General features: G+C 34.3%; 31 protein-coding genes and 1 pseudogene. 5 read left to right on the top strand and 27 right to left on the bottom strand.

Annotated features, from left to right (window positions below):
- Positions 1-20: 20 nt before the first annotated feature.
- The 5 genes from OLM52_RS14145 (at position 21) to katG (ending at position 7013) form a co-directional block, all read left to right on the top strand.
- Positions 21-884: a rhomboid family intramembrane serine protease gene (locus OLM52_RS14145; RefSeq protein ID WP_264549118.1), complete on the top strand. Its 864-nt coding sequence runs from the start codon at positions 21-23 to the stop codon at positions 882-884.
- Positions 885-1925 carry an endonuclease/exonuclease/phosphatase family protein gene (locus tag OLM52_RS14150; RefSeq protein WP_264549119.1) on the top strand — a complete coding sequence of 347 codons (1041 nt, stop codon included), beginning with the start codon at positions 885-887 and terminating at the stop codon, positions 1923-1925.
- A 288-nt stretch (positions 1926-2213) separates the two neighbouring features.
- Positions 2214-2453, top strand: a complete 240-nt coding sequence (locus OLM52_RS14155; protein WP_264549120.1) for a cytochrome C oxidase subunit IV family protein — start codon at positions 2214-2216, stop codon at positions 2451-2453.
- Between the two features lie 120 nt (positions 2454-2573).
- Complete coding sequence (locus OLM52_RS14160; RefSeq protein WP_413614416.1) at positions 2574-4382, top strand: hypothetical protein; 1809 nt, start codon at positions 2574-2576, stop codon at positions 4380-4382.
- Positions 4383-4685: 303 nt separating this feature from the next.
- A complete protein-coding gene (gene katG, locus OLM52_RS14165) occupies positions 4686-7013 on the top strand; it encodes a catalase/peroxidase HPI (RefSeq protein ID WP_264549121.1) in 2328 nt (775 codons plus the stop codon).
- 178 nt (positions 7014-7191) lie between these two features.
- Here the strand turns inward: katG and OLM52_RS14170 are convergent, their stop codons facing one another.
- From OLM52_RS14170 to OLM52_RS14300, 27 genes and pseudogenes are all read right to left on the bottom strand, one after another.
- Positions 7192-8313 (bottom strand): ABC transporter permease, encoded by a 1122-nt coding sequence (locus tag OLM52_RS14170; protein ID WP_264549122.1) that lies wholly within the window; start codon positions 8311-8313, stop codon positions 7192-7194.
- Between the two features lie 54 nt (positions 8314-8367).
- The gene (locus tag OLM52_RS14175; protein WP_264549123.1) at positions 8368-9474 is read right to left on the bottom strand and encodes an ABC transporter permease; all 1107 of its coding nucleotides are present in this window, start codon (positions 9472-9474) and stop codon (positions 8368-8370) included.
- Between the two features lie 45 nt (positions 9475-9519).
- Positions 9520-10254 (bottom strand): ABC transporter ATP-binding protein, encoded by a 735-nt coding sequence (locus OLM52_RS14180; RefSeq protein ID WP_264549124.1) that lies wholly within the window; start codon positions 10252-10254, stop codon positions 9520-9522.
- A 9-nt stretch (positions 10255-10263) separates the two neighbouring features.
- Entirely contained in the window at positions 10264-11160 is an 897-nt protein-coding gene (locus OLM52_RS14185) for an ABC transporter ATP-binding protein (RefSeq protein ID WP_264549125.1), read from the bottom strand.
- The gene (locus OLM52_RS14190; protein WP_264549126.1) at positions 11160-11447 is read right to left on the bottom strand and encodes a hypothetical protein; all 288 of its coding nucleotides are present in this window, start codon (positions 11445-11447) and stop codon (positions 11160-11162) included. Before OLM52_RS14190 ends, OLM52_RS14185 begins: the two co-directional genes overlap by 1 nt.
- Complete coding sequence (locus OLM52_RS14195) at positions 11444-11818, bottom strand: hypothetical protein (RefSeq protein ID WP_264549127.1); 375 nt, start codon at positions 11816-11818, stop codon at positions 11444-11446. The genes OLM52_RS14190 and OLM52_RS14195 overlap by 4 nt, the downstream gene beginning before the upstream one ends.
- A 121-nt stretch (positions 11819-11939) precedes the next feature.
- The gene (locus OLM52_RS14200) at positions 11940-12608 is read right to left on the bottom strand and encodes a formyltransferase family protein (protein WP_264548043.1); all 669 of its coding nucleotides are present in this window, start codon (positions 12606-12608) and stop codon (positions 11940-11942) included.
- Positions 12605-13135 carry a GNAT family N-acetyltransferase gene (locus OLM52_RS14205; protein ID WP_319800227.1) on the bottom strand — a complete coding sequence of 177 codons (531 nt, stop codon included), beginning with the start codon at positions 13133-13135 and terminating at the stop codon, positions 12605-12607. The genes OLM52_RS14200 and OLM52_RS14205 overlap by 4 nt, the downstream gene beginning before the upstream one ends.
- The gene (locus tag OLM52_RS14210; RefSeq protein ID WP_264548042.1) at positions 13033-13728 is read right to left on the bottom strand and encodes a hypothetical protein; all 696 of its coding nucleotides are present in this window, start codon (positions 13726-13728) and stop codon (positions 13033-13035) included. The genes OLM52_RS14205 and OLM52_RS14210 overlap by 103 nt, the downstream gene beginning before the upstream one ends.
- Positions 13725-13853: a hypothetical protein gene (locus OLM52_RS14215; RefSeq protein WP_264548041.1), complete on the bottom strand. Its 129-nt coding sequence runs from the start codon at positions 13851-13853 to the stop codon at positions 13725-13727. The genes OLM52_RS14210 and OLM52_RS14215 overlap by 4 nt, the downstream gene beginning before the upstream one ends.
- A gap of 171 nt (positions 13854-14024) precedes the next feature.
- Positions 14025-14366, bottom strand: coding sequence for a hypothetical protein (locus OLM52_RS14220; RefSeq protein ID WP_264548040.1), 342 nt, complete (start codon positions 14364-14366; stop codon positions 14025-14027).
- A gap of 3 nt (positions 14367-14369) precedes the next feature.
- Positions 14370-14819, bottom strand: coding sequence for a hypothetical protein (locus OLM52_RS14225; protein ID WP_264548039.1), 450 nt, complete (start codon positions 14817-14819; stop codon positions 14370-14372).
- Positions 14816-15652 (bottom strand): hypothetical protein, encoded by an 837-nt coding sequence (locus OLM52_RS14230; RefSeq protein ID WP_264548038.1) that lies wholly within the window; start codon positions 15650-15652, stop codon positions 14816-14818. Before OLM52_RS14230 ends, OLM52_RS14225 begins: the two co-directional genes overlap by 4 nt.
- A 2-nt stretch (positions 15653-15654) precedes the next feature.
- Positions 15655-16140, bottom strand: coding sequence for a hypothetical protein (locus OLM52_RS14235; RefSeq protein ID WP_264548037.1), 486 nt, complete (start codon positions 16138-16140; stop codon positions 15655-15657).
- Between the two features lie 3 nt (positions 16141-16143).
- Positions 16144-16944, bottom strand: coding sequence for a hypothetical protein (locus OLM52_RS14240; RefSeq protein ID WP_264548036.1), 801 nt, complete (start codon positions 16942-16944; stop codon positions 16144-16146).
- A 3-nt stretch (positions 16945-16947) separates the two neighbouring features.
- On the bottom strand, positions 16948-17412 hold the full coding sequence (locus OLM52_RS14245; RefSeq protein WP_264548035.1) for a hypothetical protein: 465 nt from the start codon (positions 17410-17412) through the stop codon (positions 16948-16950).
- A complete protein-coding gene (locus OLM52_RS14250) occupies positions 17399-18250 on the bottom strand; it encodes a hypothetical protein (protein WP_264548034.1) in 852 nt (283 codons plus the stop codon). Before OLM52_RS14250 ends, OLM52_RS14245 begins: the two co-directional genes overlap by 14 nt.
- A 3-nt stretch (positions 18251-18253) precedes the next feature.
- Positions 18254-18535, bottom strand: coding sequence for a hypothetical protein (locus OLM52_RS14255; RefSeq protein ID WP_264548033.1), 282 nt, complete (start codon positions 18533-18535; stop codon positions 18254-18256).
- Positions 18528-18866 carry a hypothetical protein gene (locus OLM52_RS14260; RefSeq protein ID WP_264548032.1) on the bottom strand — a complete coding sequence of 113 codons (339 nt, stop codon included), beginning with the start codon at positions 18864-18866 and terminating at the stop codon, positions 18528-18530. Before OLM52_RS14260 ends, OLM52_RS14255 begins: the two co-directional genes overlap by 8 nt.
- Before the next feature lie 3 nt (positions 18867-18869).
- Positions 18870-19379 carry a hypothetical protein gene (locus tag OLM52_RS14265; RefSeq protein WP_264548031.1) on the bottom strand — a complete coding sequence of 170 codons (510 nt, stop codon included), beginning with the start codon at positions 19377-19379 and terminating at the stop codon, positions 18870-18872.
- A complete protein-coding gene (locus tag OLM52_RS14270; protein WP_264548030.1) occupies positions 19379-20350 on the bottom strand; it encodes a hypothetical protein in 972 nt (323 codons plus the stop codon). Before OLM52_RS14270 ends, OLM52_RS14265 begins: the two co-directional genes overlap by 1 nt.
- A 133-nt stretch (positions 20351-20483) precedes the next feature.
- Positions 20484-20912 (bottom strand): hypothetical protein, encoded by a 429-nt coding sequence (locus tag OLM52_RS14275; RefSeq protein ID WP_264548029.1) that lies wholly within the window; start codon positions 20910-20912, stop codon positions 20484-20486.
- A gap of 3 nt (positions 20913-20915) precedes the next feature.
- The gene (locus OLM52_RS14280; RefSeq protein WP_264548028.1) at positions 20916-21584 is read right to left on the bottom strand and encodes a DUF6046 domain-containing protein; all 669 of its coding nucleotides are present in this window, start codon (positions 21582-21584) and stop codon (positions 20916-20918) included.
- A gap of 1 nt (position 21585) precedes the next feature.
- On the bottom strand, positions 21586-23541 hold the full coding sequence (locus tag OLM52_RS14285) for a phage tail tape measure protein (RefSeq protein ID WP_264548027.1): 1956 nt from the start codon (positions 23539-23541) through the stop codon (positions 21586-21588).
- Between the two features lie 153 nt (positions 23542-23694).
- On the bottom strand, positions 23695-24000 hold the full coding sequence (locus tag OLM52_RS14290) for a hypothetical protein (RefSeq protein WP_264548026.1): 306 nt from the start codon (positions 23998-24000) through the stop codon (positions 23695-23697).
- A 47-nt stretch (positions 24001-24047) separates the two neighbouring features.
- Entirely contained in the window at positions 24048-24461 is a 414-nt protein-coding gene (locus OLM52_RS14295; RefSeq protein WP_264548025.1) for a hypothetical protein, read from the bottom strand.
- Positions 24462-24465: 4 nt separating this feature from the next.
- Positions 24466-25041 (bottom strand): annotated as a pseudogene (locus OLM52_RS14300) (DUF2586 family protein); the annotation flags it as partial.
- Between the last annotated feature and the right edge of the window lie 17 nt (positions 25042-25058).

Consider the following 25058-nt stretch of genomic DNA (forward strand, 5'->3'; position numbering starts at 1 on the left):
AAGAGCAAAGAAAACAGAAAATGAATATTTTAGACGATTTAAAACTACAATACAAAACAGGAGGCATGGTTCAAAAGTTAATCTTTTGGAACATTGGTCTTTTTTTAGTCTTTACGCTGTTGGATGTTGTTTTAAAATTCTCAAAAATAGATTTCAATTATTTTGATGTTGTTGCATTATCTTCTAATATCAATACGTTTTTGATTAAACCTTGGACAATAATTACGTTTAATTTTTTTCATGCCGGAATTTTTCACTTGATTTTTAATCTTCTTATTTTGCATTTTTCCGGAAGATTATTTAACACCTATTTTACCGATAAACAATTGTTTGGTATTTATGTTTTAGGCGGTATTTTCTCCGGAATAACCTTTGTTTTATCCTATTTTTTTATTGGAAAAGCAGGTTTGTTGGTAGGAGCAAGTGGTGCAATTATGGCTATTTTAATTGCTACAACAACGTATGCGCCTTTTATGTTGTTGCGCATTCCGTTAATAGGAATTGTGAAGCTTTGGCATGTTGCTTTTGTAATATTATTTATTGATTTAATTCAATTGCCTTTAGAAAATACCGGTGGACATTTAGCGCATCTTGGTGGAGCTTTGTTCGGATTTATTTATATAAAAATCTTACAATCTGGAACCGATTTAACCAAACCGCTTTCTATGTTTTTAGATGCCATTGTGAATATCTTTAAACCTAAAAACAAAACACCTTTTAAGAAAGTACATCGCAATACAACAAAAAATGTTGTAAATTCGTCAACATCAAAGAAAGATTTTACTCAAAAACAAATAGATGATATTTTAGATAAAATCAGTAAATCGGGCTATGATAGTTTAACAAAAGAAGAAAAAGAGTTTCTTTTTAAAGCAGGAAAGTAAATGAGAAAGCAATCATGGTTGAGTAGAATAATGTTCTTTTTAAATGTAATACTAACTATAGTTACATTTATTGCCTATTCGTTACCATTTTTAGCACCAAAAGCATTTCCTTTTTTGAGTGTTTTTTCTTTAGGATTACCCTTCTTGTTATTTCTTAATTTTTTCTTTTTTATCTATTGGTTGCTTCAGTTAAAGCGATATATGTTACTTTCGGGTTTGGTTTTGTTGTTAGGTATAACTTTTATTAATAGATTTTATAAGTTTTCAGAGACTAATTTACCAAAAGAAACTACTGATTTTACATTAATGAGCTACAACGTTCGATTATTTAATTTGTATGAATGGTTACCTAAAGACGATGTGCCTCAACAAATTTCTAAACTCATACAAGATAAAAAACCAGATATTTTATGTTTGCAAGAGTTTTCGCCAAATGATGAAGTAATTACTCCTAACTTTAAATATAGTTTCATAAAATTATACGGTGGAAAAAACAAATACGGTCAAGCAATATATTCCAGCTATAAAATAATTGACAAAGGTGAAATTGAATTTCCAAATTCAAGTAATAATGTAATTTTTGCTGACATAATTAAAGAAAAAGATACAATTCGAGTGTATAGCATGCATTTACAGTCGATAAAAATTAGTACAGATATTCATGAAAATATAGACGAACAAAAGTCTAAATTTATATTTAAAAGATTGAGTGAAGCATTCAAAGTACAACAACAACAAGCTGAGCTCATAAAATCGCACTATGAAACATGTAAATATGCCAAAATTATTTGTGGAGATTTAAATAATAGTGCATTTTCATATGTATATAGAACTATTAAAGGGGATATGAAAGATGCATTTGAAGAAGCAGGTGTAGGCTTTGGAAAATCATATAATTATAAATATTATCCAGCGCGAATAGATTATATTTTTGTTGAAAACAAAATTAAGGTTAAACAATTCAAATCCATTGATACCTTTTTTCAAAGTGATCATTTTCCTCAAATTACTCGACTTAACCTTGAATCTCAGGATAAATAAATGGTATTTTATTCTGTCTTTATTCTCTTTTCATAAATATTTGAGAGGTATTTTTGCAAATTCATTTTCATTTTTTTTTAAATAGAAAAAGGAGTTGTGTCTTTTTTTTTAATGTTTATAATGTTTTTCTGCTTCTTTAGATGTTTTTTTGTGGTTCATCGGCAAATTTTTAATTTGTTTAAAACTTTCTGAATCCATTTTACGTAAATCAATAAAACAAGCACGAGATCTCAATTTAAATAATCAATTGAAAAAGACCGATTACTATAACTTTTTAACTATTAAATTATGAAAGATACTATCTCCTCAACGTTTATTTTATTAGTAACTCTTACGTTAATGCTAACTTTTTTAGTGTATAATGTTAATCCAGAAATTATAATTACAACTGTAGTTGTTTTGGCATTTATTAAATTTTGGTTAGTTGTTTTTCAATTCATGAAAATGAATACAACACATCCTTTTTGGAAATATTTGACCCTAAGTTTTGGTGGGTTACTTACCTTAATTTTAATAACTTCCCTGTAATTTTGTTATTTTCAAAGCATGATAATAATCATATATTAATTTAATGGATTGTGTTTTATTTGTCACTATTTATTTTGATATGAAATATTTTACACGCAAACAATCCAAAAATACAAATACATGATTTTACACAAAAACGTGCATAGCTTTCATATTCCTGTAATGGGATTAGCTTTTACCATTGATAGTCCAGTACGAGTTGCGCAATATGGAATTGATTCTGTAATTTCCATAATGGATGACGATTTGATTGAAAAAATGACCGCTTTTTACGCTAATAAGTTTAAACATCCCTATGAAGAAATTTCACAAAAGGTAGAAGATTTTAGAGCAAAACGAATTACAAACTATCTGAATTTATTAGATAAAGTAGTGACTCAAAAATTTGAAGCGTTTAAGTCTGAATTAATTGAGAAACGAATTCAATTAGAAGAATTTATAGCTATTTTACCTTCAAGTTCGTTACTAAAATTTCAATTAGAGCATGTCTTGACTTCTGGTAAAAACAACATGATGGAATTAAAAACAATTCTAGATCATTATTTTATTCCAGGAAGCATTGATGTGAATATTATGACTAAAATTGACAAAGATAATTTTATCGATGACGAGCAACTTCCGGTTATCTACAACGATGCTCATGCTGCTTTAAGAGGTTTTGTAAATAGTACTACAAATTCATCAGTGATTTTTTCAGCAGGAATGAATCCAAGATTATATAGCTACATGGAATCTTTTGATGCCTTTTATCCGAATGCAAACGGACAATTTCAGAAGAAAATTATTCTTAAAGTGAGCGATTTTCGTTCGGCGATGATACAAGGAAATTTTTTAGCAAAAAAAGGACTTTGGGTTTCGGAATATCGAATAGAGTCTGGCTTAAATTGCGGCGGACATGCATTTGCAACAGATGGATTTTTATTAGGACCAATTTTAGAAGAATTTAAAAATAAGAGAGAAGACTTAATTCAGTCCGCTTTTGCATTATTTACTCAGGCTTTGACTTCAAAAAATAAAGCAGTACCTACTATTCCTCCAGTTTTAAAGATTACAGTGCAAGGTGGAGTAGGAACGGCGGAAGAACATCAGTTTTTATTAGATTATTATCAGGTAGATGCTGTGGGTTGGGGTTCCCCATTCCTTTTAGTCCCAGAGGCTACATCGGTAGACATGGAAACAAGAAATTTATTGGCCAATGCTAAAGAAGAAGATTTGTATTTGAGTAATATATCACCATTAGGAGTTCCATTCAATACAATCAAAGGAACAACCAATGATTTTTTTAAATCACAACGAATAGCCTCTGGTAAATCAGGTAGCTCTTGTCCAAAACGCTATTTAGCCTTAAGTAAAGAGTATAAAAATGAAGGAAGTTGTACCGCATCAAAAAAACATCAAGACAAAAAAATTGAAGCGTTAGAAGCAATACGCAATACAATTTCTCATGAGGTTTATGCAAAAGAATTTTCGACCATAACAGAAAAATCATGCTTGTGTGTTGGACTAGCCAATGCAAGTCATTTAGAATTAGGAATTCCAATTAAAGGTCAAGCGCAAGGGGTTGTGGTTTGTCCGGGGCCAAATATGGCTTACTTTTCAAAAGAGGTATCTTTAAAAGATATGATTCAACATATTTATGGAAAAAAAGAAATAGAAGATCATATTAATCGGCCAAATATGTTCATCAAAGAACTAGATTTGTACGTGTCTTATTTGACCAATCAAATTAATGAGGCTCTTGAAATAACTCCACAACAAGTAAAAAAATGGGAAACGTTTAAAACAAATCTTTTAAATGGAATTTCTTATTATAAATTGGTTTTTGAAAAAAATAAATGTTTTGAGACATCGAAAGAAAAATTTAAAAATGCTATTTTAAAGATAGAAATCCACTTGAGCGAGTTAGAATTCAAAACAACATGTGTATAATTCTATTTTAAGTTTAAAAAAGAGAGTAAATGGTGTAATCAACAAAAGATGGATTAAATTATAATTGCCTGAAAATGCAATTACTCAGTGTTTAAAAACACCTTTATTTGATGAATTTTAAATTATTTGTGTGCATGAATACATTAGCTAATTTTCTAATTGTTTGATTATAAGTATTTCTTATGGTTAAACCCGAGTATTAATCGATAAAATCTATACTTAAATAAATAATAACATTTTCAAGCCATAATATTTTAGTGCTATTAGTTCGAAATTTGGGAATTAAAACAAATAATTAACCTTATGAAAAAACTAATACTAACAACAGGTCTTTTATGGTCTATCTTTTCGGTAGCGCAAGAAACCGCGACTTGTCCAGTTACTGGTAAAACAGTAAGTGTGAACAAAGAAAATGCTCATGGCGGTCCTAATACAGCTGATTATCAAGCTATGAAAGGTGTAAATCCACATGCTGCGGCAGCTCCAGCTTCAAAAGGGAGTAGTAATGTGGATAAAAACAAGCAATGGTGGCCTAATCAATTGAATTTAAGTGTGCTGCGTCAAAATTCTGAATTATCAGATCCAATGGGCGCAAATTTTGATTATGCTAAAGAATTTCAATCTTTAGACTATGAGGCACTTAAGAAAGATTTAAATGCATTAATGACACAATCACAAGATTGGTGGCCAGCCGACTTTGGAAATTACGGGCCATTTATGATTCGAATGGCTTGGCACAGTGCAGGAACATATCGTTCTGGAGATGGTAGAGGGGGTTCTCGCGCAGGACAACAGCGTTTTGCTCCTTTAAACAGTTGGCCAGACAATGGGAACTTAGACAAGGCACGTCGTTTATTATGGCCTATAAAACAAAAATATGGCAACAAAATATCTTGGGCAGATTTAATGATTTTAGCAGGTAATGTTGCTCTTGAGAATATGGGTTTCAAAACATTTGGTTTTGCTGGAGGAAGAGTAGATGTTTGGGAGCCAGAATCTCACGTGTATTGGGGGCCAGAAAACAAATGGTTAGATCATGCAAGAAGTACTGAAGGAAAATTGGAAAATCCTTTAGCAGCTACTCAAATGGGATTAATTTATGTTAATCCTGAAGGGCCAGCGGGTAATCCTGACCCAATTTTAGCAGCAAAAGATATTCGTGAAACGTTTGGTAGAATGGGAATGAATGATGAAGAAACTACAGCTTTGAATGCTGGAGGTCACACATTTGGTAAAACACATGGTGCTGGACCTGCACATCACGTAGGTGCAGACCCTGAAGCTGCAGGAATAGAAGAACAAGGTTTGGGATGGAAAAGTACTTATAAATCAGGTAAAGGTACTGATGCCATTACTTCTGGGTTAGAGGTCACTTGGACAGGTAAGCCTACACAATGGAATTATGGTTTTTTCAAAATATTATATGAAAATGAATGGGAATTAACTAAAAGCCCGGCGGGTGCACATCAATGGGTGGCAAAAAATGGGAAAGCTATAATTCCTGATGCATTTGATGCAAATAAAAAACATTTACCAACAATGCTTACAACAGATTTATCCTTCAGATTTGATCCAGAATATGCAAAAATTTCAAAACGTTTTTATGAGAATCCAAAAGAATTTGAAGAAGCTTTTGCTAAAGCTTGGTTTAAATTAACGCACCGAGATATGGGGCCAAAATCTACTTATTTAGGACCTGAGGCACCAAAAGAAGATTTATTATGGCAAGATCCAATTCCAGCAGTAAATCATAAATTAGTTACGGATAAAGATATTAAAGCATTAAAAGAACAAATTATATCTTCAGGATTATCTATTCAAGATAGAGTAACTGTTGCTTGGGCTTCAGCATCAACATTTAGAGGTTCAGATAGAAGAGGTGGAGCAAATGGGGCAAGAATTCGTTTAGAACCTCAAAGAAGTTGGGAAGTGAATAATCCAACACAATTAAACCGTGTATTGCCAATTTTAGAAAAAATTCAAGCTGATTTTAATGCTAAATCTAAAGATAAAAAAGTGTCTTTAGCTGATTTAATTGTATTAGCGGGTAATACAGGGGTGGAGCAAGCAGCAAAAAATGCTGGATATTCTATTCAAGTTCCATTTACACCAGGTCGTATGGATGCTTCTCAAGAGCAAACTGATGTAAATTCATTTGCGGTTTTAGAACCACAAGCCGATGGATTCCGTAACTATTTAAAAACAAAGTTTACTATTTCAACCGAAGAATTGTTGGTAGATAAAGCTCAATTATTAACATTAACTGCACCAGAAATGACGGTTTTAGTAGGTGGAATGAGAGCTTTAAATGCAAATTATGACAATTCTAAACACGGAATTTTTTCTACAGATAAAGACAAATTAAACAATGATTTCTTTGTGAATTTATTAGCAATGGGAACAACTTGGAAAGCCACTTCTGATGATCAAGAATTATTTGAAGGTAGAAATATGAATACGAATGAGTTGAAATGGACTGCCACCCGTGCGGATTTAATCTTTGGTTCAAACTCAGAATTAAGAGCAATTGCTGAAGTGTATGCACAATCGGATAACAAACAAAAATTTGTAAATGATTTTGTAGCAGCCTGGACTAAAGTAATGAACTTAGACCGTTTTGAACTAAAATAATAGCTTTATAAATAAAATGAAAAAGCCTGTAAATGTATTATTTACAGGCTTTTGTTTTCTGTGGAGCAGAGTGGAGGCATATCGAACTTTTTTGAACAAGATTTAAGACAATTATATTTGATATTATTAAATTTTTAATAAATACTTTAATTGAAAAAAGAATTAATTTGCACTGGTCTCAATTCGTTTTCTTGTAGCTCCAGACAGCTAAACCATTAATTAATATTGCAAAAATTAAAATTACTGCTAAATTAGGTAGTACTTCTTTAAGACCAGCACCTTTTAATAAAACCATTCGTATAAACTCAACGAAGTAACGAATAGGATTTAACAATGTTACGCTTTGCGCCCATTTTGGCATACTTTCGATAGGTGTAAATAAACCACTCATTAATATGAAAATTACCATAAAGAACCAAGCAATAAACATAGCTTGTTGTTGGGTTTCGGTATGATTAGATATGTATAGTCCGAATCCTAAAATTAATAGCAAATACACTGATGTAAATCCATAAACAAGGAAAATATTACCTAGCATAGGAACATTAAAAACAACTTTGGATATTACTAAACCCACGGTCAAAATCACTAATCCAAGCACCCAAAACGGAAATAATTTTCCAATAATAAACTGATACTTTTTTATGGGCGTTACATTTATTTGTTCTAATGTACCTAACTCTTTTTCTCTAACTATATTCATTGATGACAGAAATAAAGTAAGCATGGTAACCAATAAAACCAAGATGCCAGGAACCATAAAGGTTTTGTAGTTTAAGGTTTTGTTGTACCAAAAAGACGGTATAACCATAATATTTTGAGGTATTTCTTTGTTTCCTGAAAAATAGTTGGACTGCATTTGAATGTTTTGATTGTATGTATTTATAATTTGTGTTACATATACATTTTCAACACCCGCTGTTGCTGCGTCTATAGCATTAATACTAACTAAAATGCTTGTTTTTTGGTCTTTTTGAAGGTTACGATTGAAGTGAATTGGAATATTTACAATAATGTCGGTTTTTCCTTTTTGCATTTCTTGGATAGCTTCTTTTTCAGAAAAATAGGGTTCTGTAACTTTAAAATAGGTTGAGGATTTAAACGAATTTATTAAATCTCTTGATTCCCGACTTTGGTCATTGTCAACAAAGGTTATCGCAATATTTTTAACATCGAATGTAGCTGCATTTGACAAAATCAATAATTGCAAAATGGGTAATATAAATATAAGTTGAAGCATGCTTTTATTTCTAAAAATTTGCTTGAATTCTTTTTGTATGATGAATAATATTGTTTTCATAATTTATTTTTATATCCCAATGACTGTTTTTAAACCTTTACAGTGATACTATTATTATTCTAGTCTAATTTTATATTTTTTGATGCTCAATGTTATAAAAAACACAGTCATCCCTATTAATATAAGGGTTTCTTTCCATATATATTGAATTCCGACACCTTTGAGCATAATGGCTTTTACAATAATAATGAACCATTTTGCAGGTATGATGTTACTGATTACTTGCATGGGTAAAGGCATACTATTTATTGGAAATATAAATCCTGATAGAATAATTACTGGTAGCATCAAACCCATTAATGATAACATCATTGCGGTTTGTTGAGAATTAGAAACGGTAGAAATTAATATCCCCAATGAAAGAGCAGAAATGATAAATAATATACTTTCAAAAGCTAACAAAAAGATACTTCCATTTATAGGCATTTTGAATACAAAATAGCCTAATGTTAATATTACGATTGCATTGATTATGGAAAGAAAAATATAAGGAAATACTTTTCCAATAATTACTTGAAATGGTTTTAATGGAGAAACTAAAAGAATCTCCATAGTGCCTAATTCTTTTTCTCGTGTGATAGAAATAGAGGTCATCATAGCTGAAACAAGCATTAGAATAACGGTCATTACACCCGGGACAAAATTAAAAACACTTTTGAGTTCAGGATTATAAAACATTCTCGATTGTACTTCAACCTTTACCTGATTACTATTGGATTGTTTTTTTTGCGATTGATAATTTTGTATAATTGCTGAGGTATAATTTGCTATTGTGTTGGCAACATTAGGTTCGGTTGCATCGGTAATTGCTTGAACTACTGCTACTTTTTTGGTTTCTAGATTTTTACTAAAATTTGGTTCGAAAATAAGAACTGCCTTGATTTTTCCTTTTTTAAATTCTGATTCTATGTCGCTTTCTTTTTCAATTTGGTTTTCAACATTAAAATAAGGTGATGCTTTTATTTTATAGATAATTTTTTGTGTTTCTATATCATTTGATTGGTCTAAAATGGCAATGTCAACATTGTTAATTTCATTTGTTATGGCAAAACCAAACAATAAAATTTGGGCAATCGGCATACCAAACAGAATAAACAAAGAACGTTTATCTCTGAAAATATGGTAGAATTCTTTTTTTACAAATCCGATAAATCTTTTCATTTGTTTTTTGTTTCTAGTTTAAGTCTCAAGTGTTGTAGTGATTTATTATTCTATATTCCTTGCTAATTTTAAAAAAACATCATTCATAGAATCTACTTTGAATTGTTGTTTTAAATTTTTTGGAGTGTCTAAAGCTTCAATAGAGCCATCAACCATAATAGAAACACGGTCACAATATTCTGCTTCATCCATGTAATGTGTGGTTACAAAAATGGTAGTACCTTTATAAGCTTGTCTATAAATCATTTCCCAAAATTGTCTTCGGGTTATTGGGTCAACGCCTCCTGTTGGCTCATCGAGAAAAACAATTTTTGGCTCGTGCAGTAATGCAACTGAAAACGACAATTTTTGTTTCCAACCCAATGGTAACGAACCTACTAAATTATTTGCTACTTCTTGAAGTTCTAATTCTTCTATTAATTGTGCGATTTTTTGTTTGATTTGTATTCTTGATAGTCCATAAATTCCACCAAAAAAAGTAATGTTTTCTTTAATAGTTAAATCATCATACATTGAGAATTTTTGGCTCATATAGCCAATACTTTTTTTTACCATATCGGCTTGTGTGTGAACATCAAAACCTGCGACATTAGCTTCTCCTGAAGTAGGATTTGAAATGCCAATCAGCATTTTCATTGCTGTTGTTTTTCCTGCTCCATTAGCTCCTAAAAAACCAAAAATTTCTCCTTTATAAACATCAAATGTAATGCCTTTTACAGCAGTAAAATGACCAAACTCTTTCGTTAAATTTTTTACAGATATTATTTTTTCTCGTTCCATTTTTTTTGTTTATAAGTCCATGAAAACGTCTTCAATGGTTATTGTAGCTGGTTTAATAATTATATCCGTATGATTTTTATTTTTCAAAAAGGTTTGTAGATCGTTTGGATTGAAAGTTGCATTTTTATCTATGTAATGTACAAACTCACCAAAAGCATAAACACTGTATTGATTAGGATAATTTTTTAAATCGTGAATCAATCCGTGTGTGTTTTTTGCTTGTACATCATAAATTACTTTTTCGTAGTTGTTAATGATATTTCCAGGTGTATCTATTTTTAAAATTTTGCCTTTTTGAATTAATGCAATTCTATCGCAAAGAGAAGCTTCATCCATATAGGGTGTCGAAACTAATATTGTGATGCCTTTTTGTTGTAATCTTTTTAGCATTATCCAAAATTCTTTTCGAGAAACGGGATCAACTCCTGTAGTTGGTTCGTCAAGAAATAATACTTTTGGAGCATGAATTAACGCACAACATAATGCTAATTTTTGTTTCATTCCGCCCGAAAGAGCACCTGCTCTTCTGTTTTTGAATGGTTCAATTTGAATGTATATGTCTTTAATTAAATCATAATTTTCCTCAATTGTGGTTCCGAAAATAGTGGCAAAAAAATGTAAGTTTTCTTCAACAGTTAAATCTTGATATAGCGAGAATTTTCCTGGCATATAGCCAACAGAGTTTCTGATTTCTTTGAGTTGTTTGACTACATCATATCCAGCGACTTCTGCACTTCCTTCATTAGCAACTAAAAGCGTAGTTAGTATTCTGAAAATAGTTGTTTTTCCTGCACCATCAGGTCCAATTAAACCAAATAATTCTCCCTCATTTACATTAAAAGTAATGTTTTCGACTGCTTTTAACTTTTTGTAAGATTTTGATATGTTGTTTACTGCAATACTCATTATTTCATCAATAAGAAATTACTTTCATCGATTGCTTTTACAGCGTGTTTTACATTTTCTTCAATCATTACATAAGTGCCTGAATTGAGATTAACGACTGTTCCTTTTTCATTTGTAAAAACAGCATTTCCTGAAATGCAAACTAACAATGCCGGTATTTTTGAAATGTGTTCTTTAAGTGTTTCTCCTTTTGCTATTTGCAATGAAATTACTTTAGCGTCTTTTGGTTCAAATAATAATTGTGTTTGAACGGATTTATTTTCGGTATGTAAGTTTTTTAAAATCATTGAAAATATTGATTAAATGTTTTAAACGAATTTTGAATTTCTGTAAACTGATTTGCTGATTTTTCTTTAGAAAACGAATCGACTAATTCAATATATGGAACTAACCATTTATGAAGTTCGTCATGAGCTTGTCCTTTCATGGTACAATTTGATGTTAGTATATCAATATTTGTCTTTAATTTTTCAGCTAGTAATGAGTAATTAGTGCTTTTTTCTTGGTCAAAATGGACTACATCTTTTTCCATATTACGAATGTGTAGCATCATATTATCATCTACCTTCCATTTTTCACCATTGTTTAATTGAATTGTTTCGCTTTCAGAATGTTGGTGTTCTTCAGTTTTAATTTCAGTAATTTTTTCTTCTTTCAATTTTATAATCGCAAAAATGAATTGTGCATAAATAAAAAATGAATTGTGCACTTTCAGAGCAAATATATAACATTTAATCAATGTTTAAACACTATTTAAAAAGCCCTTAATAGGGCTTTTATTATTTGCTATCAGATGCATATTGCTCCAACATCAATAAGTCTGGCTTAAATATATCCTTGACGTCAGTGCTTGGCTCAAAGGTGCTAAACTCCTTACGCTGTGGCTTCTTTATAATAACTCCGTTACTTATATCAATCAGCGCCTGTCGAATCAACTTTAATCCTAAGTCCTGAAGCTCATGCTCCCACAACAACTTTGCTGCCTTCTTTGTGTCCATTGCGTACATTTTCGGATCTATGAAGCAAATCTCCTGATATGCAATATCACCTCGATCAATTCCAGCATTTAACCAAAACACTGTTCCGCCTGTAATTGCATCCCGCATTTTGATAGCCCATTCAATAGACGAACGCCCACGATGACGTGGTAACAAACTCGGGTGATAACCTATCCAACCAATATTAGGCTTATATCTTGTGCGTACGCCGATATAATCAAATGAGTGCGCCGTAATACCAATATCTACATTATTGGGCATTGTATCGGCGTTTAATGCGCCCGCAGGCACAACTGGAATATTAAACTTTCTTGCGGTTTTACCGATGTACTTATCATCGAGCGGAGCGCAAACTCCTACAATTTCGATAAAGTCAAGGCTTTGGCACAAGCTAAACACTTGCTCTCCAAAATACTTTTGACCACTTATAAAAACTCTTAATTTTTTCATTTTCCTATATATTTAAAACTTTGAATAGCTCTAAAATGTCCGCCATATCCACAGCCTGTAATAGTTCCCTTTTTCCCAGTCTTAACGATACTAGCGTTGCTTCTTGTTTTATTAGAGCCATATAGCATTGCGCCTGTTTGTATCCAAACTTTTGCACTTCTTAAATAAGATGCTAATTGCGGGTGGCTAGTGTGAAAGAACGTCGGGAACTTATGCCCGCATCTGCCGTTACCTTCTAAATGGTATTGCATAACCTCATTTAAAAATGCGGTTCCAACTCCAGCACCTTGCCACTCGGGCATAACAACTAAACGAGTTGCCCTGTAAGCCTTAGCCGTAAACAAAGGACAAACAGCAACGTGTGCCACAAGTTCCCCGTTTACAACTCCAACAAAGTATTCGGCTGCAGGCGGATGTGGTAGGTCTAAATAGTAATGCTCTTTAAAATACTTCCAGTAAGTTCCGTTGACCTTCCAAATGTCGATTTTAATCTCTGGTCGGTTGCCGAGTTCAATTTTTTTTTTAATACTTTGGTATTTACATCATATACCCAGTCTGGTTGTAACCATTCGATAATATCATAGTGGCAAGATAATAGCACTACTTTTTTTCCTTTATTTCGCCTCCAGTTCTTTGCAAAGGCTAGCGCACCAATTTTGGCAATTTGTCTGTCCACTACACTGGTAAACTCATCAACAACAACCTCGTCGGGTGCTTCAGTAACTAACCGAGCTAAACCCGCTCTAAATTGTTGACCATTTGATAATGCGTGAAAAGGTCGCAACCAACTTGGAACATCTCCAAGACCTACAGCCGCCAAGGCTCCTGTAGCTGTGTTGAAATCTCCATCAGGCAAAATACAGTCTACAATTGGTTTGTCATGTTCCCAACCCGCATAAAGATTGCAAATTTTATCCTCTCCAAAGAATTGCTTACCAATGGAAGTCTTACCAGAACCACTCGCCCCAACAATTAAACCAATGCCCCAATCCATGTCGTCAATTTCAATATTAAAATCTTGTGTAAATTGTGAGCCGTCCTCTGCATTAAATAAAGATTTTACCCTTTGAGCTCTATAGCTTTCAAAGTCTTTAGTTTTGTTCTCAATTTTTACTATCATGTTGTTACTACTTTAAGTTTTAAACCTTTAGCCTTTAGCTCCTCGAACATCTTAATTTGCTCCTCTTCCGTTTCACAAATAACAATAACACCGTACTGCTGTTTGTAGTTAAATTGTTTTGCCATATTTATAATTTTAGATTACTTTTGTTGCTCTCAGGGATTTATATAACGCACAAAAGCCAACCAGAAGACTTTTGTCCTCCGATCGGCTTTGGTGTCGTAATTTTAAATAAATCCCTGAGAAAGATTTTTAAATGTCGGAGGACTTTTTTTTACTTCATTCCTCCCTGAAGTTTAAACGTTTTCGTTTATTGATTTTTCACAATGGTCTTTTTCTATTTTGTCCAGTACAAAACAGATTCCTATTCCAAACCAGCTAAGCGTTTTATCTCTTTGGTTTTTACCTAATGCGCTACTAATAGTTTCATTGACGTTGCCAAACTTATAACCATTTTTTAACCGCATTGATGCGTTTAAGAACGTTCTAAAATTGCGGTTGCCAAACTTATCAATATCAATTGCCGTTTCAGTAAAATAACCATTACTTAAACCGTGTTTAAACGATACAATTACCCAGTTAATTGGGGTAATTAAAATCCATAGGATTGTTGCGATGATGTAGAGTAAAATTCCCATAACTTATAAATTGCCATTAATAAAAATTTCGTCAACTTGCTGTTGAGTTAAACCTTCCATTGTTGCTACAAAGTTTAATTCTCCATTTGTTCGTTCAAAACTTGTGGCTGTTTTATACTTAATTTTAGCTTTTTCTTTATCAGTGATTGAAAACATAAATTCTGGTATGGAATCAATATCTTCAAATATATCCTCGTCAGTAATCCCCATATCAAACAATTGAAGCTTTAAGCGCATTGCTGATATTGTTTGTGGAACTATTGGATTGTTTGCTTCTGCTATTTCTTCGGGTGTTGCACCTTCTACAAAAGCAGTTCCATTCCAAATTGGACTTAAAAAACTTCCATTGTACAAAATTGGGCAAACTTCATACCCTTTCGAAGTATAAAAATCTATTAAGTCCTCTCTATCCGATGTAAAAATCGGCTTACTATTTTCTAAAAATTGTATCATATCTCTTCAAATTCTAAGTAAAAATCACTAATTAAAGCACCAGCCGTCAAAGCCTGCAAACCTCTCATTATTGGCGTAATTACGTCCCCGGCTTGTAAAGTCAAATTGTTATTTGTAAAACAACTTGAAGGATAAACATAGTTAGTAGGCATGTTAAATCCTGTGCTATCAAACTCACCCTGTAAAACTGGATTGTTCAAAGTTGTTGTCCCATTAGGTGTGTGTGTATGAAATCTTAATCTAAAATTAGCGGGACTAACTGCTGAAAAAGGAGATACTCCGTTTCTAATATGAAAATATTTTATCTTGCAATTATAAGGTATAACACGTGCTGGAGATTGAGGGCTTGGTAATCCACCAGTACCAACTGGAGTCTGAAATATAGTTCCATTTGTTCCGCCTAATAATCCGAAAGTACTTGCACTTGTTGCATTTAAACCTGACCAGTTACCATTACCTGAATTCCCATCAAAATATAAAACCCCCGTCCAAGCAACCATCCATGTTCTTTTACCAACACCAATCTGAACATAAGCAGAACCACTCCAGCGATAAGTCTTATTCGTATCTAAAGCCAAATAAATTTTACCCGTTTCGCCTGTAACTGGAAATGAAGCTAAATCAGTAAACTCTAAAACATCGTCTACATAAGAAGGTAATTGTTCTGCAGGAACTTTACCCCCCACTAAATCCGCTTTACTTGCTTCTAGCTCGTCGCTTTTTTGCACTATTTGGTTAAACTCCTCGGCAAACAAATAATTTTCTGTTGGTTTACCAGAAACCGCTGCTAACTTATCTGGGCTATCTACTTTTGTTTCTATTCCTAGTGGCATAATTATACAAGTGGTTTTGAAAGTTCTCTTAATTGTGAAAAGTACGCATCCATAAAGGCATCAATATTTTCAACAGGCAATGTATACAATGCGCCCGCAGTCGTCATACACTTCACTCCAACAGTGCCTCTAGCTCTGTCAAATGCTTGATAGAAAATACGCGAACGTTCATCCATTGGAAATGTTTGAGTGTCGTAGGTAAAACTCCCTTCATTTACCTGATTAATAATTAATTTATTGTTGCGCAAAAATTCGGACTGAATCCACTGCGATTCAAATGCAGTCATTTCTGCGGGAGTTCTAGACACCAAAGCGCCCTCAACAATTTTTAAAGGGCATACGCCAAATTCTGTAGAAGGAACGTCCTCCTCGTCTAAAACTAATGGATGCTCAAAATATTCGCTTTCTGGATTCTCATACGCACCATCTGGAATAGACGACCATACAATGAATGGCTTTTCTGGGAGGCTTATTGCTATATATTTCATAATCTATGGATTTGGAATAATAAAATAACTAAAGGTTAATTGTTGATTGTGATTTTCGTACTCATCAAAAGAAATTTTGAAAGAGGTTGCGGTTTGCTGACCAATAACATAGGTAACATCGTTATCTAGTCCTAAATTAGAGTTACTACCGTTTAATACACCTAGAACAGAGTATTGAGTGGTTCCAACATCAGGAAAAGAAATAGGAATTTCAGTACCAGAACCAATATTGCCAATTATAACTCTACCTCTCCACAAATATGTCATTAAATCGCCCGTTGGTTTTCCAACCAAAAAGGCATCAGATAATGGATTGGTTTCATTCCAGTTGGTTTGAACGTTAACCTCTGCGCCAGAAGCTATGCTATTCAGTTTTGCCAATAGTACAGCCGTGAAATTATTGTCGGTGTGAACATAATTAGCGTCTTGAACAAAATAAAATCTTGTAAAGTTTTGTAGCTCGGTTCCCGCCGCATTAACAACCGCTATCGTTTCAATAAAAACGGGCGGGTTTGTTCCATTTTCAAATGGAGCGGTTACTGTATTAGTTTGCTTTTGTATTTTAGTTGTTGCAGTTCCTACAGCTCCAGCAAAAGGGCAAAGCTCTCCATCAATATACATGATACCAGGAGTAATATTTGCACCCGATATAGTACACCCAGAAATAATAAAATTTCCTGTATCGGCACAGCCTAAATGCTTAACAAATGCCTCTAAAACTAATAAAGTTCCTGACTGCATTCTCTTTAGTACGGGTTGCTCTAATGGGAAACCACCCGTGTAATCAAAATTTATTGTTTTCATACGTTAATACGTTTCTATTAAATATCTTTTTCCCGCCAATTTGTAAAAATCAATTAATGCTCTCAATCTTGCCTCATTAAATGATATTGAAACTGGTATTTTCACAATAAAATGATATTGATCTAAAGCAATTTCTCTATCCAAGTAAACCAAGCCTAAATAAACAGGGTTTGTTTCTTCAGGTTGATAAATATAATTTTTGACCGCTTGTGGCGCATCTTCAATATAAATCTGCCTTGTGGCAATATGGCTATTTGGGTTATACGTTGAAATTGCAAAATATTCATTCAATACCTTTTCCAAATAAATAACGGTGCTATCATGTTGCATTTGGTAAAGTGTCGTATCAGCTAATGTTTGCAATGGTTTAGCAAAAACGCCTAAGAAAGCCTCAAACCTTTCGCCCCTAAAAAATGTGGGTGATAGGTCTAAAAATTGCTGTTTAAAATTGGTGCTAATCCAAAACATAAGGCAAATAGTTAATTGTTAAATCTGCTGGTTCAATTTTAAAGTAACCCGCTTCTGGAACTTTCCACTCACCAATGGTCTCAAATGGGAAAGTAGCATACTGCCATTCTAAACCTTGAATAAGAGGAAGTTTAACTCCTGAGGCTTTTTGAATTTCATTCTTTAAAAACTCTTTTACTAATGCCCCATTAAATTCAAGATTTGACAAATAGTTATCAATTGCTTCCTTAACTGGATAAACAACATCGTCAGTATTTAGAAGTTGTCCTGTAGATAAATCAATTATTGAAACATCAACATAAACATCCAATGTTAGTTTCAATTTATCTGCCTCTTGGTTGATAATTCTAATGCGATTTCCCGCATCTTTAATCAACTGCAGATAATTTGTAAATCGAACTAACTGCGGTGCGCTTAATGGCTCAATATTTCCTGCGTTATCTGTGGCAACTTTAACCACTAGCTCTCCATTTGACGACTCCAAAACGGCAACTCTATCAATTATTTTTCTTTCCTCTGCATCCAGAACCGAAGTTAAGTCATATTGAAATTGTCCGTCTAACCAAACCAACTCCAAACCATCGTGAAAGTTTTTACATTTTTCTAAGTACCAGGACAAATTGTGCGGTCGAGAGTTAAGGGCATTTGTAGCCACAATTTGCTCATGCTCATAAATGGCTAAAGAAATATTATCAAACCAAACATTTTCAACAGAAACCAAAGAGAACTGCTCCTCAAATGTTTGACCACTTACTAAACCATACAAAGCAATAATTAAGGGGTTAGACATAAATGTATCTGTCAACTCTTTTTTAATCGTTTTTCTATCTCTTGCCATAATTTAAAAACTAAAAGGAAACTCTCCTGGTATCAAATAATTTTCAGTTGCCTCCACAATTATATTTTCTTTTAATGTTGCGGGTCTATTTACCTCAGTAAAAAAATCAACGACTTCAAAGTCGGTAACTTCGCTTACTTTTAAAACCTCTCCAACTTGTAACCTTTCGGTTGTTGATGTCTTTTTATTTAATAATAACATAGCGAAGGCGTTTTCAATATCGCCCGTACATTCGACCACTTTGTTATAAAATGATTGTCCGCTGTATGTTACTTCCTTACTCATAATTAGCCTCTATCTGTAAAGGTTTATTCTCTGATAATTCAACTCTTTTAACTACTAATCCATCCTTTGCAAAATGTTCACGAATGCGGTGTCGGAATCTTAAATAATCGTTATCCAATATCAGCTCGTCAATGGCTACCCCAATTTTAGGATTAAAAGGAAACTCTCCTGGATTAGCAATTAAGATAACCGCCTGATTTTGGGCAAGCGTTCTACCAACAGCCAAACCACTTATTATTTTATCGTCAACACCTTTAACAATTACAACTTTTAAATCGATGTTCTCAACTGCATTTGTGCTATCCTTTAATTGAATCCCTATATCTTTCATCGTTTAAACGTTATTTAAAATCAAATTAAACTTAGATTTAATGACATTTAGTTGTGCTATAACTGTTGGCTGTAAAGCTCCAGTTGTCATATCTGAATTAATCGTTTGCATTCCAGAAATTGCGTCAATAAAATCATTAATCAATTGCCCAAAGTTTGCACCCGATTTCTTCAAAGTAACTTTACCCGTTGTTCCGTCAATTACAAATTCAAAATCTGCCTTAGAATAATGTATTGATTCTACTGCGTCAACTTTCACAATAAACAAGCCGTCAAGCTTTCCAGTTTGGCTCATTGCAATTACTTCGCTACCTACTTTTGGTTTAATAACCATCATATCGGCGTCATCGCTTATCGTGGCACAAAGGCGAACATCCGTCAGAACCAACTCGCTAGCTAACTTAATAGAGCAAGTGCTTCCATTAACTGAAACCACGGTTGCAGTAATAGCCAAATTGGGATTGATTCCCAAAGCTTCACGCAATGCCTTTTTTATTTCTGCCGATGTATCCATTATACGCTTACTTTAATTCCAAGTTTAACCGTTCGTTTTCCTCCGCTTTCACTAACTGAAGTATTAACCCCAACTACATAATATTTGCCGTCCTTTTCAGGATAATCCTCGTCTTTTATTTTTGCTGTGTATGTAGGTTGCACAAATGGAATTAACCACGTATCGATTGCTCCCTCGTACATATCAGCACTTCTACGGATAAGCTCCGCATCGGCTATCTTTTTTAAATCGACTTTAGAAACAGAGCCAACCTTTAAAGTTACTTTGTCGCCTCCAGTTGTTCCAGCCGTATAGCTTTCAATCTTGCCCGCTACGTTTGTACTTTCAACGGTTACTTCAACCTTTCTATCAAGTGCCTTTTTGAATTCCAAAGAGCTTTTCTCTACATTTCTTTGCATCGAATAAATTACCTCTCCGCCTTTTTCTAAATAGGGAGCGTGTATGTGCAATTCCTTTTTTTCAGTATTGAAATAAATATTAGCTTTTGTTTCCTCAGCTAATTTTTTCAAAACATCAAAAGCGGTTGCCTGATGGATGACAAACTTTTCGTATGAAATATCATAATCGCAAACCAACTTAAAAGAAGGATCTATTTGTTTGACTAAATAGTCTGCAATTTTGGAAACATTTGTATTCTTCAGCTCCACATCTTTAACCGCCTTTCTAAAAATGAAGAGCGCATCTTCGCACATAATTTTTAAAGAGCTGTCGTTTGAAGCAACATCAAGAACATAGCCTACAAATTCAGCTTGTAGCGTTTTATCGTAGCCCGCTTTTATTACAACCTCCGAACCTCGTGCGACTTCATTTCCAATATTTAACACTTGATTCATAACCGCCTCTGGAAGTGTAATAACTGCCGTATCGGCTAAATTGTCAACGCTGCATTCAATATCAATAGAAGACACAGTTTGGAGCGAGTAAATCGTTCCATTAGTTTTAAATTTTATGTCCCAAATGATGTTGTACATTGTTTTCTAATTTGTGGGTTGCGTGGAATCGAACCACATCTTTTGAATTACTTCAAACGCATTATCCCAGTAATGCTATCACCCGTTTAAAAAAGCCATCCATTTAACACGAATGGCTTTGATTTATTTTTATCTAATAATACCGTTTTATTAAGAACGTGGGCGAGTTGTCAAATGGATTATCACGTATTCGATGTTCCGGCACAACCTTATTCAATTTGTTCTTATAATTGTAATTATCAATGAGCTTTTCTTTATATGGAATGTCTTTATTTCGCTCCTGATAATTCCTCCAACCTACGTCTGAAATGACGGCTACAATGTTTGGGTTAAAGACTTTTTTCGTGACAAAATTTGTACTTTCCGTACTTGCATAATTCTCAGTAATTAAAACCGAGCTTTCAAATGATACAACACTTACAAACTCAGGAGCAACCACTTTAAAAGCCGTTACAACATGTTTGTCTTTTGAATTTTGCTTCAGGTCGGTAGTTGTAGAACCGAATCCCGTGCTGAATGTCACCAACATTAACAGCATCAAAAGCGAACGAACGAATCGCATAATTTAAAATTCTTCTTTTATCAATAAATTGTAGGCAAAGTCACTTGTTAGTTTAAGGTCATAAGCCTGTACGTTTTCTCCTTTTGTAAATGGGAAGCTATAATCTTCCACAACTACTTTTGTTATTCCTAAAATCTCCAAAGGGTGGCAGTAAATAAAGAACTCTTTTGAATGCTTCAGGAACTCAAATAACCGTTCCATTTGTTCTCTTGGAAATGTATCCTCAGGTAAACCTTTTAACATACTTCCCATTAACACTCCTGTAACTTGTATGTCAAAGTCCTTTCTGCTCCAACGCTCTTTTATAGTTCCAATTAGCTTTTCTCCTTGTTTGGCTACGTTGCGTTTAATGATATTATTCCCTGATGAAATGTTAATCATTGGCTCAAACGGAAATAACCATTTTTGCCCGCCTTCAGTAAAGCTAAACGACATAGGAAAGAACTGCGAACCTTCAGGAGTACTATCATTAGTTTGCCAATTATTTTCAAAACTAAAATCCGACGCCTTTTCAATTTGGGTTTCATTTTTTAGGGGCAAAAAAGGTATTGGAGGCAATACACGCTTTGACAACTCATTTTGTAATAAGTTCGAGCGTTGAATAAGTGCAACCGCTTGGCTACCCATTAAACTTGCAAATAATATGTCTCTACTATCTAATACGTTTCCCATTTTATCCTGTGGCTGTTCCTGCCATTGCTATAACTCTTAATAATTCGTCTGCCACTTCGGTTCCCGCTTTTGTTGCCGCATCTTTCCCACTAACAACAACATCTTTTAAACCGTTTAACTCTTTGATGGTTATTGTAATATAATTGTGTTTTGTGCCTCCAGTTGCAACTGCCTGATTAGATTTTTTGACCGACTCATCGTCTTTAGTTCCTCCAGTTCCTCCGCCTTCCGTCTCCTTAACTCCTGGTACTTTTGGCTCTTTTATAACCGCTTTATCTGCGGCTTCTTTACCTTTAGTTACTTTTTCTCCTTGTGTTACCAAGTTGTTAGCCGTTCTGAAAGCCTTGATTTTGTCAAGTCCTTTTTGTGCGAGACCTGTTGGATCTACTTTTGCAACAACCTCTAAAATTTGTTGCAATGGTTTCATTACTGCATCTAATAACACAAGTCCAATACGTTTAAGACCTCCAACAATTCCATCCGATTTAAAGGCGTTTACGATAGAGTCCCAATGGTCTTTTACGCTCATGATAATATTTATCAATATTCCGAAAGGACCTAGTAAGAAAAGAACCGCAGACCCCCACTGGTCATAATGTTTAATTGCGGAATAAACTAAAGCCACAAGAGCTCCAATTGCTACCACTAAAAGTCCAATTGGATTAGCGGTCATAATTGTATTTAAAACCATTTGAGCACCCGACCATATAGAAGTTGCGGTTGTTGTTATTCCAGACCATAACGCTTGCATCTTTGTTGCACTGGTTAAAGTTGAAAGCACAGTTCCCGCACCCGATAAAATAGGCATAAGGTTACCAACATCTCTGGCAACGTTTCCAATTTCTGAAGCGTAACCAATTAAACCATTTGTGCCGTTAAACAACGATATTTTAAAGTCATCAACTTGCGCCTTTAATCGCTTATTCTTTTCTAATGGGCTTTCCATTATAATTGCAGCCTGTTCGTATGCAGTATTAGTTCCGCTAACTGCCTCAGTTAATCGGTTTGCCTCATCGGTATTGGAAATCATAGCTATTGCGGCATTACTGTTTTCTTTGCCGAAAAGTTTAGTTACCAACGCCTGGTCGTTCATAATACCCTTTAAAGGTTTCAATCTGTCCGAAAGCGAAAGCGAGCTATCCGTTAATGTATCGATGTTTACTCCTGCAGCTGCTAACTCGGCTTTGGTGTCTTTTGGCAAAAATCTACCTTGTGCCAAAGTTGCCATTACGTTACGCAATGCAACTCCGCCTTCAGCTCCTTTTTTTCCGTTTTTGTCTAGTACCTGAATAAATGCGTTTGTTTCTTCAAAAGATACTCCCGCCGTTTTAGCCGCTAATCCTGATTGCTCCAATGCCTGTGCAATTTGTGGAAGTTCCGCAGAGCCCTCTTTGGCTGAGGCTGCCATTACGTTATTCATTCGTGCCATTTCTTTAGATGCCTTAATTGGGTCTTCTAAAGAAACCTGATACTGATTCATTGCCGTTGTAAGAACGTTGGTTGCCGCAACAGTATCCCCGCCCATAAGTTTAGATGTAATCGATACCTCTTTACCCATCGACTGCAAAGCTTTTGGCATTTTTGCGATTTCAGGAGATAATTGCGACAGGATTAACTTATATGATTCTGCCGATGCCGATGCCTCACCCCCAAAGGTTTTGGCGTTTTGGCGGGCATAGCCTTCAATTTCTTTTAGCTTATCGCCAGCGACTCCAGTAATGGCTTGAAGGTCATACATATTTGTACTCAACTTCATACCAGGATCGTTTAAACTGTTTAAACCATCTGCAGCCGAATTAATGTTTTGGATCATAGCGTTAAGACTAACGCTGTTTAATTTTCTTTGAATATTATCTACACCAGTGTTTACTCCAGTAGCAAACTTATTGAATGAGGTATACACCTTATCAAAGTTGCTATTCATTTGAATAATATAACTTAGTGCTTGGCTACTCATTTTATTTGTTTTCTGATTTTCTTATGTAGATTAATTCATTGTAATAACTTGCCCACTCTTGGTCTGTTAAGTCATCAGGATTGAGATGAAAATAATATCTCAATTGGGCGTTTGCTATCCGAATCCATTCGTTTTCGTCAACTTCTGACGACTCTAAAGCTTTTTTAGCTGAGCCTTTTTGAAAGCTAAAACCTCCTCTAGTTGTGTGGAAACGGCTAAAAACAAACTATCATTTGTTTTTATTTCCTCGTCTCCCGCAAGCCAACAAACATTTAAGATATGTTCGTTAAACTTCATAGGGTCTTGGGCGCCAACTTTAGAGCCATAACTTAATTCGGTTCTGGTTGGCTTTCTCAGATAACAAACTTTGTTGTCTTCTGGAATTTCAATTTGGTAAACGTCTAGGTGTTGTTCCTTCCACGCCTTAATTTGTTCTGGGGTTGCAATGTTTGATTTCATTTGTGTTTGTTTTTTATAAAAAGCCCGCCCGAAAGCGGGCTTTTAATTTATGCTTGATTTTTTACTGATAAGGCAACGAATGGAAGTGTGATTTCCATAAACTTATCGCCTTGCTTGAATTCTTTAGCGGCTTCTGTGAAGCTAATACCAATTACTCTATCGGTAATAAGTGGGTCTCCAACTGCTGGGTTTCCATAAGCAAAAACGCCATCTAAAGAAAGTCCTAGAATAGAGCCGTTACCCGCTGTAACTAAAGCCTCGTACTCCGATTGTAGTAAAGTGATTTCTCCCTCAACCGCAATGTTTCCAGTTTGAATGCTGTGGGCAAATCTTCCTTTAGCAAACAAAGCCTCCTTTTCTGCCTTTTCAGAGTATTTGATGCCACGAATTCCCGTTACATCTCTACCTCCTAGAACAAGCGTTAAATCCGCCCATTCGTATTGTCTTGAATTAAATGCCATATTCTTATGCCGTTATATTAAACCCAATTGAAAACTCTATAAATCTTCCGTAGCCGTGAGGTCTTACTCTGATTTTTCCTTTGATTTTTGAATCTGTTGCGATAACGTTTGTAGTATCAATCAACACTTCAACTCCTGTATCATTTGCAATAGTAGTGTCTGCCGAGATTTCTCCTTTTGCAGTCATTTCCTGTACAATTACTCTTTCTACTTCAGCCTCCAATGCCTTAGCATACGTGGCTTGCATTTTGCCCTCTCCAGTTAATGGAACCGTGTCCAGGATAAAGTTTGATAGTGTAGCGTTTGCCAACACATAGGCTTTATCAATTACACGTCTACGAGTTAAAAAATGATAGTCATCTTCAACTGTACAAGCCAAATGATCATCTACAAAATAGTAACCCGACTTTCCAACGTGAGTACAAGGTGTAATGAAACCTTTGTCGTAAAGAGCGTCGATGTTTACCTGTTCAACTGGTGTGTCAAGAACATAGAAGTTAAGCGGTTTCAATGCTCCGTCTTTAACTCTTCCCACATTTACGTGCACTTGGTTTTTTGCAATTCTACCCGCAAGAACTCCAACCGCCGCACCTTTAG

The organism is Flavobacterium sp. N2820, from assembly GCF_025947285.1.
Taxonomy (GTDB): domain Bacteria; phylum Bacteroidota; class Bacteroidia; order Flavobacteriales; family Flavobacteriaceae; genus Flavobacterium.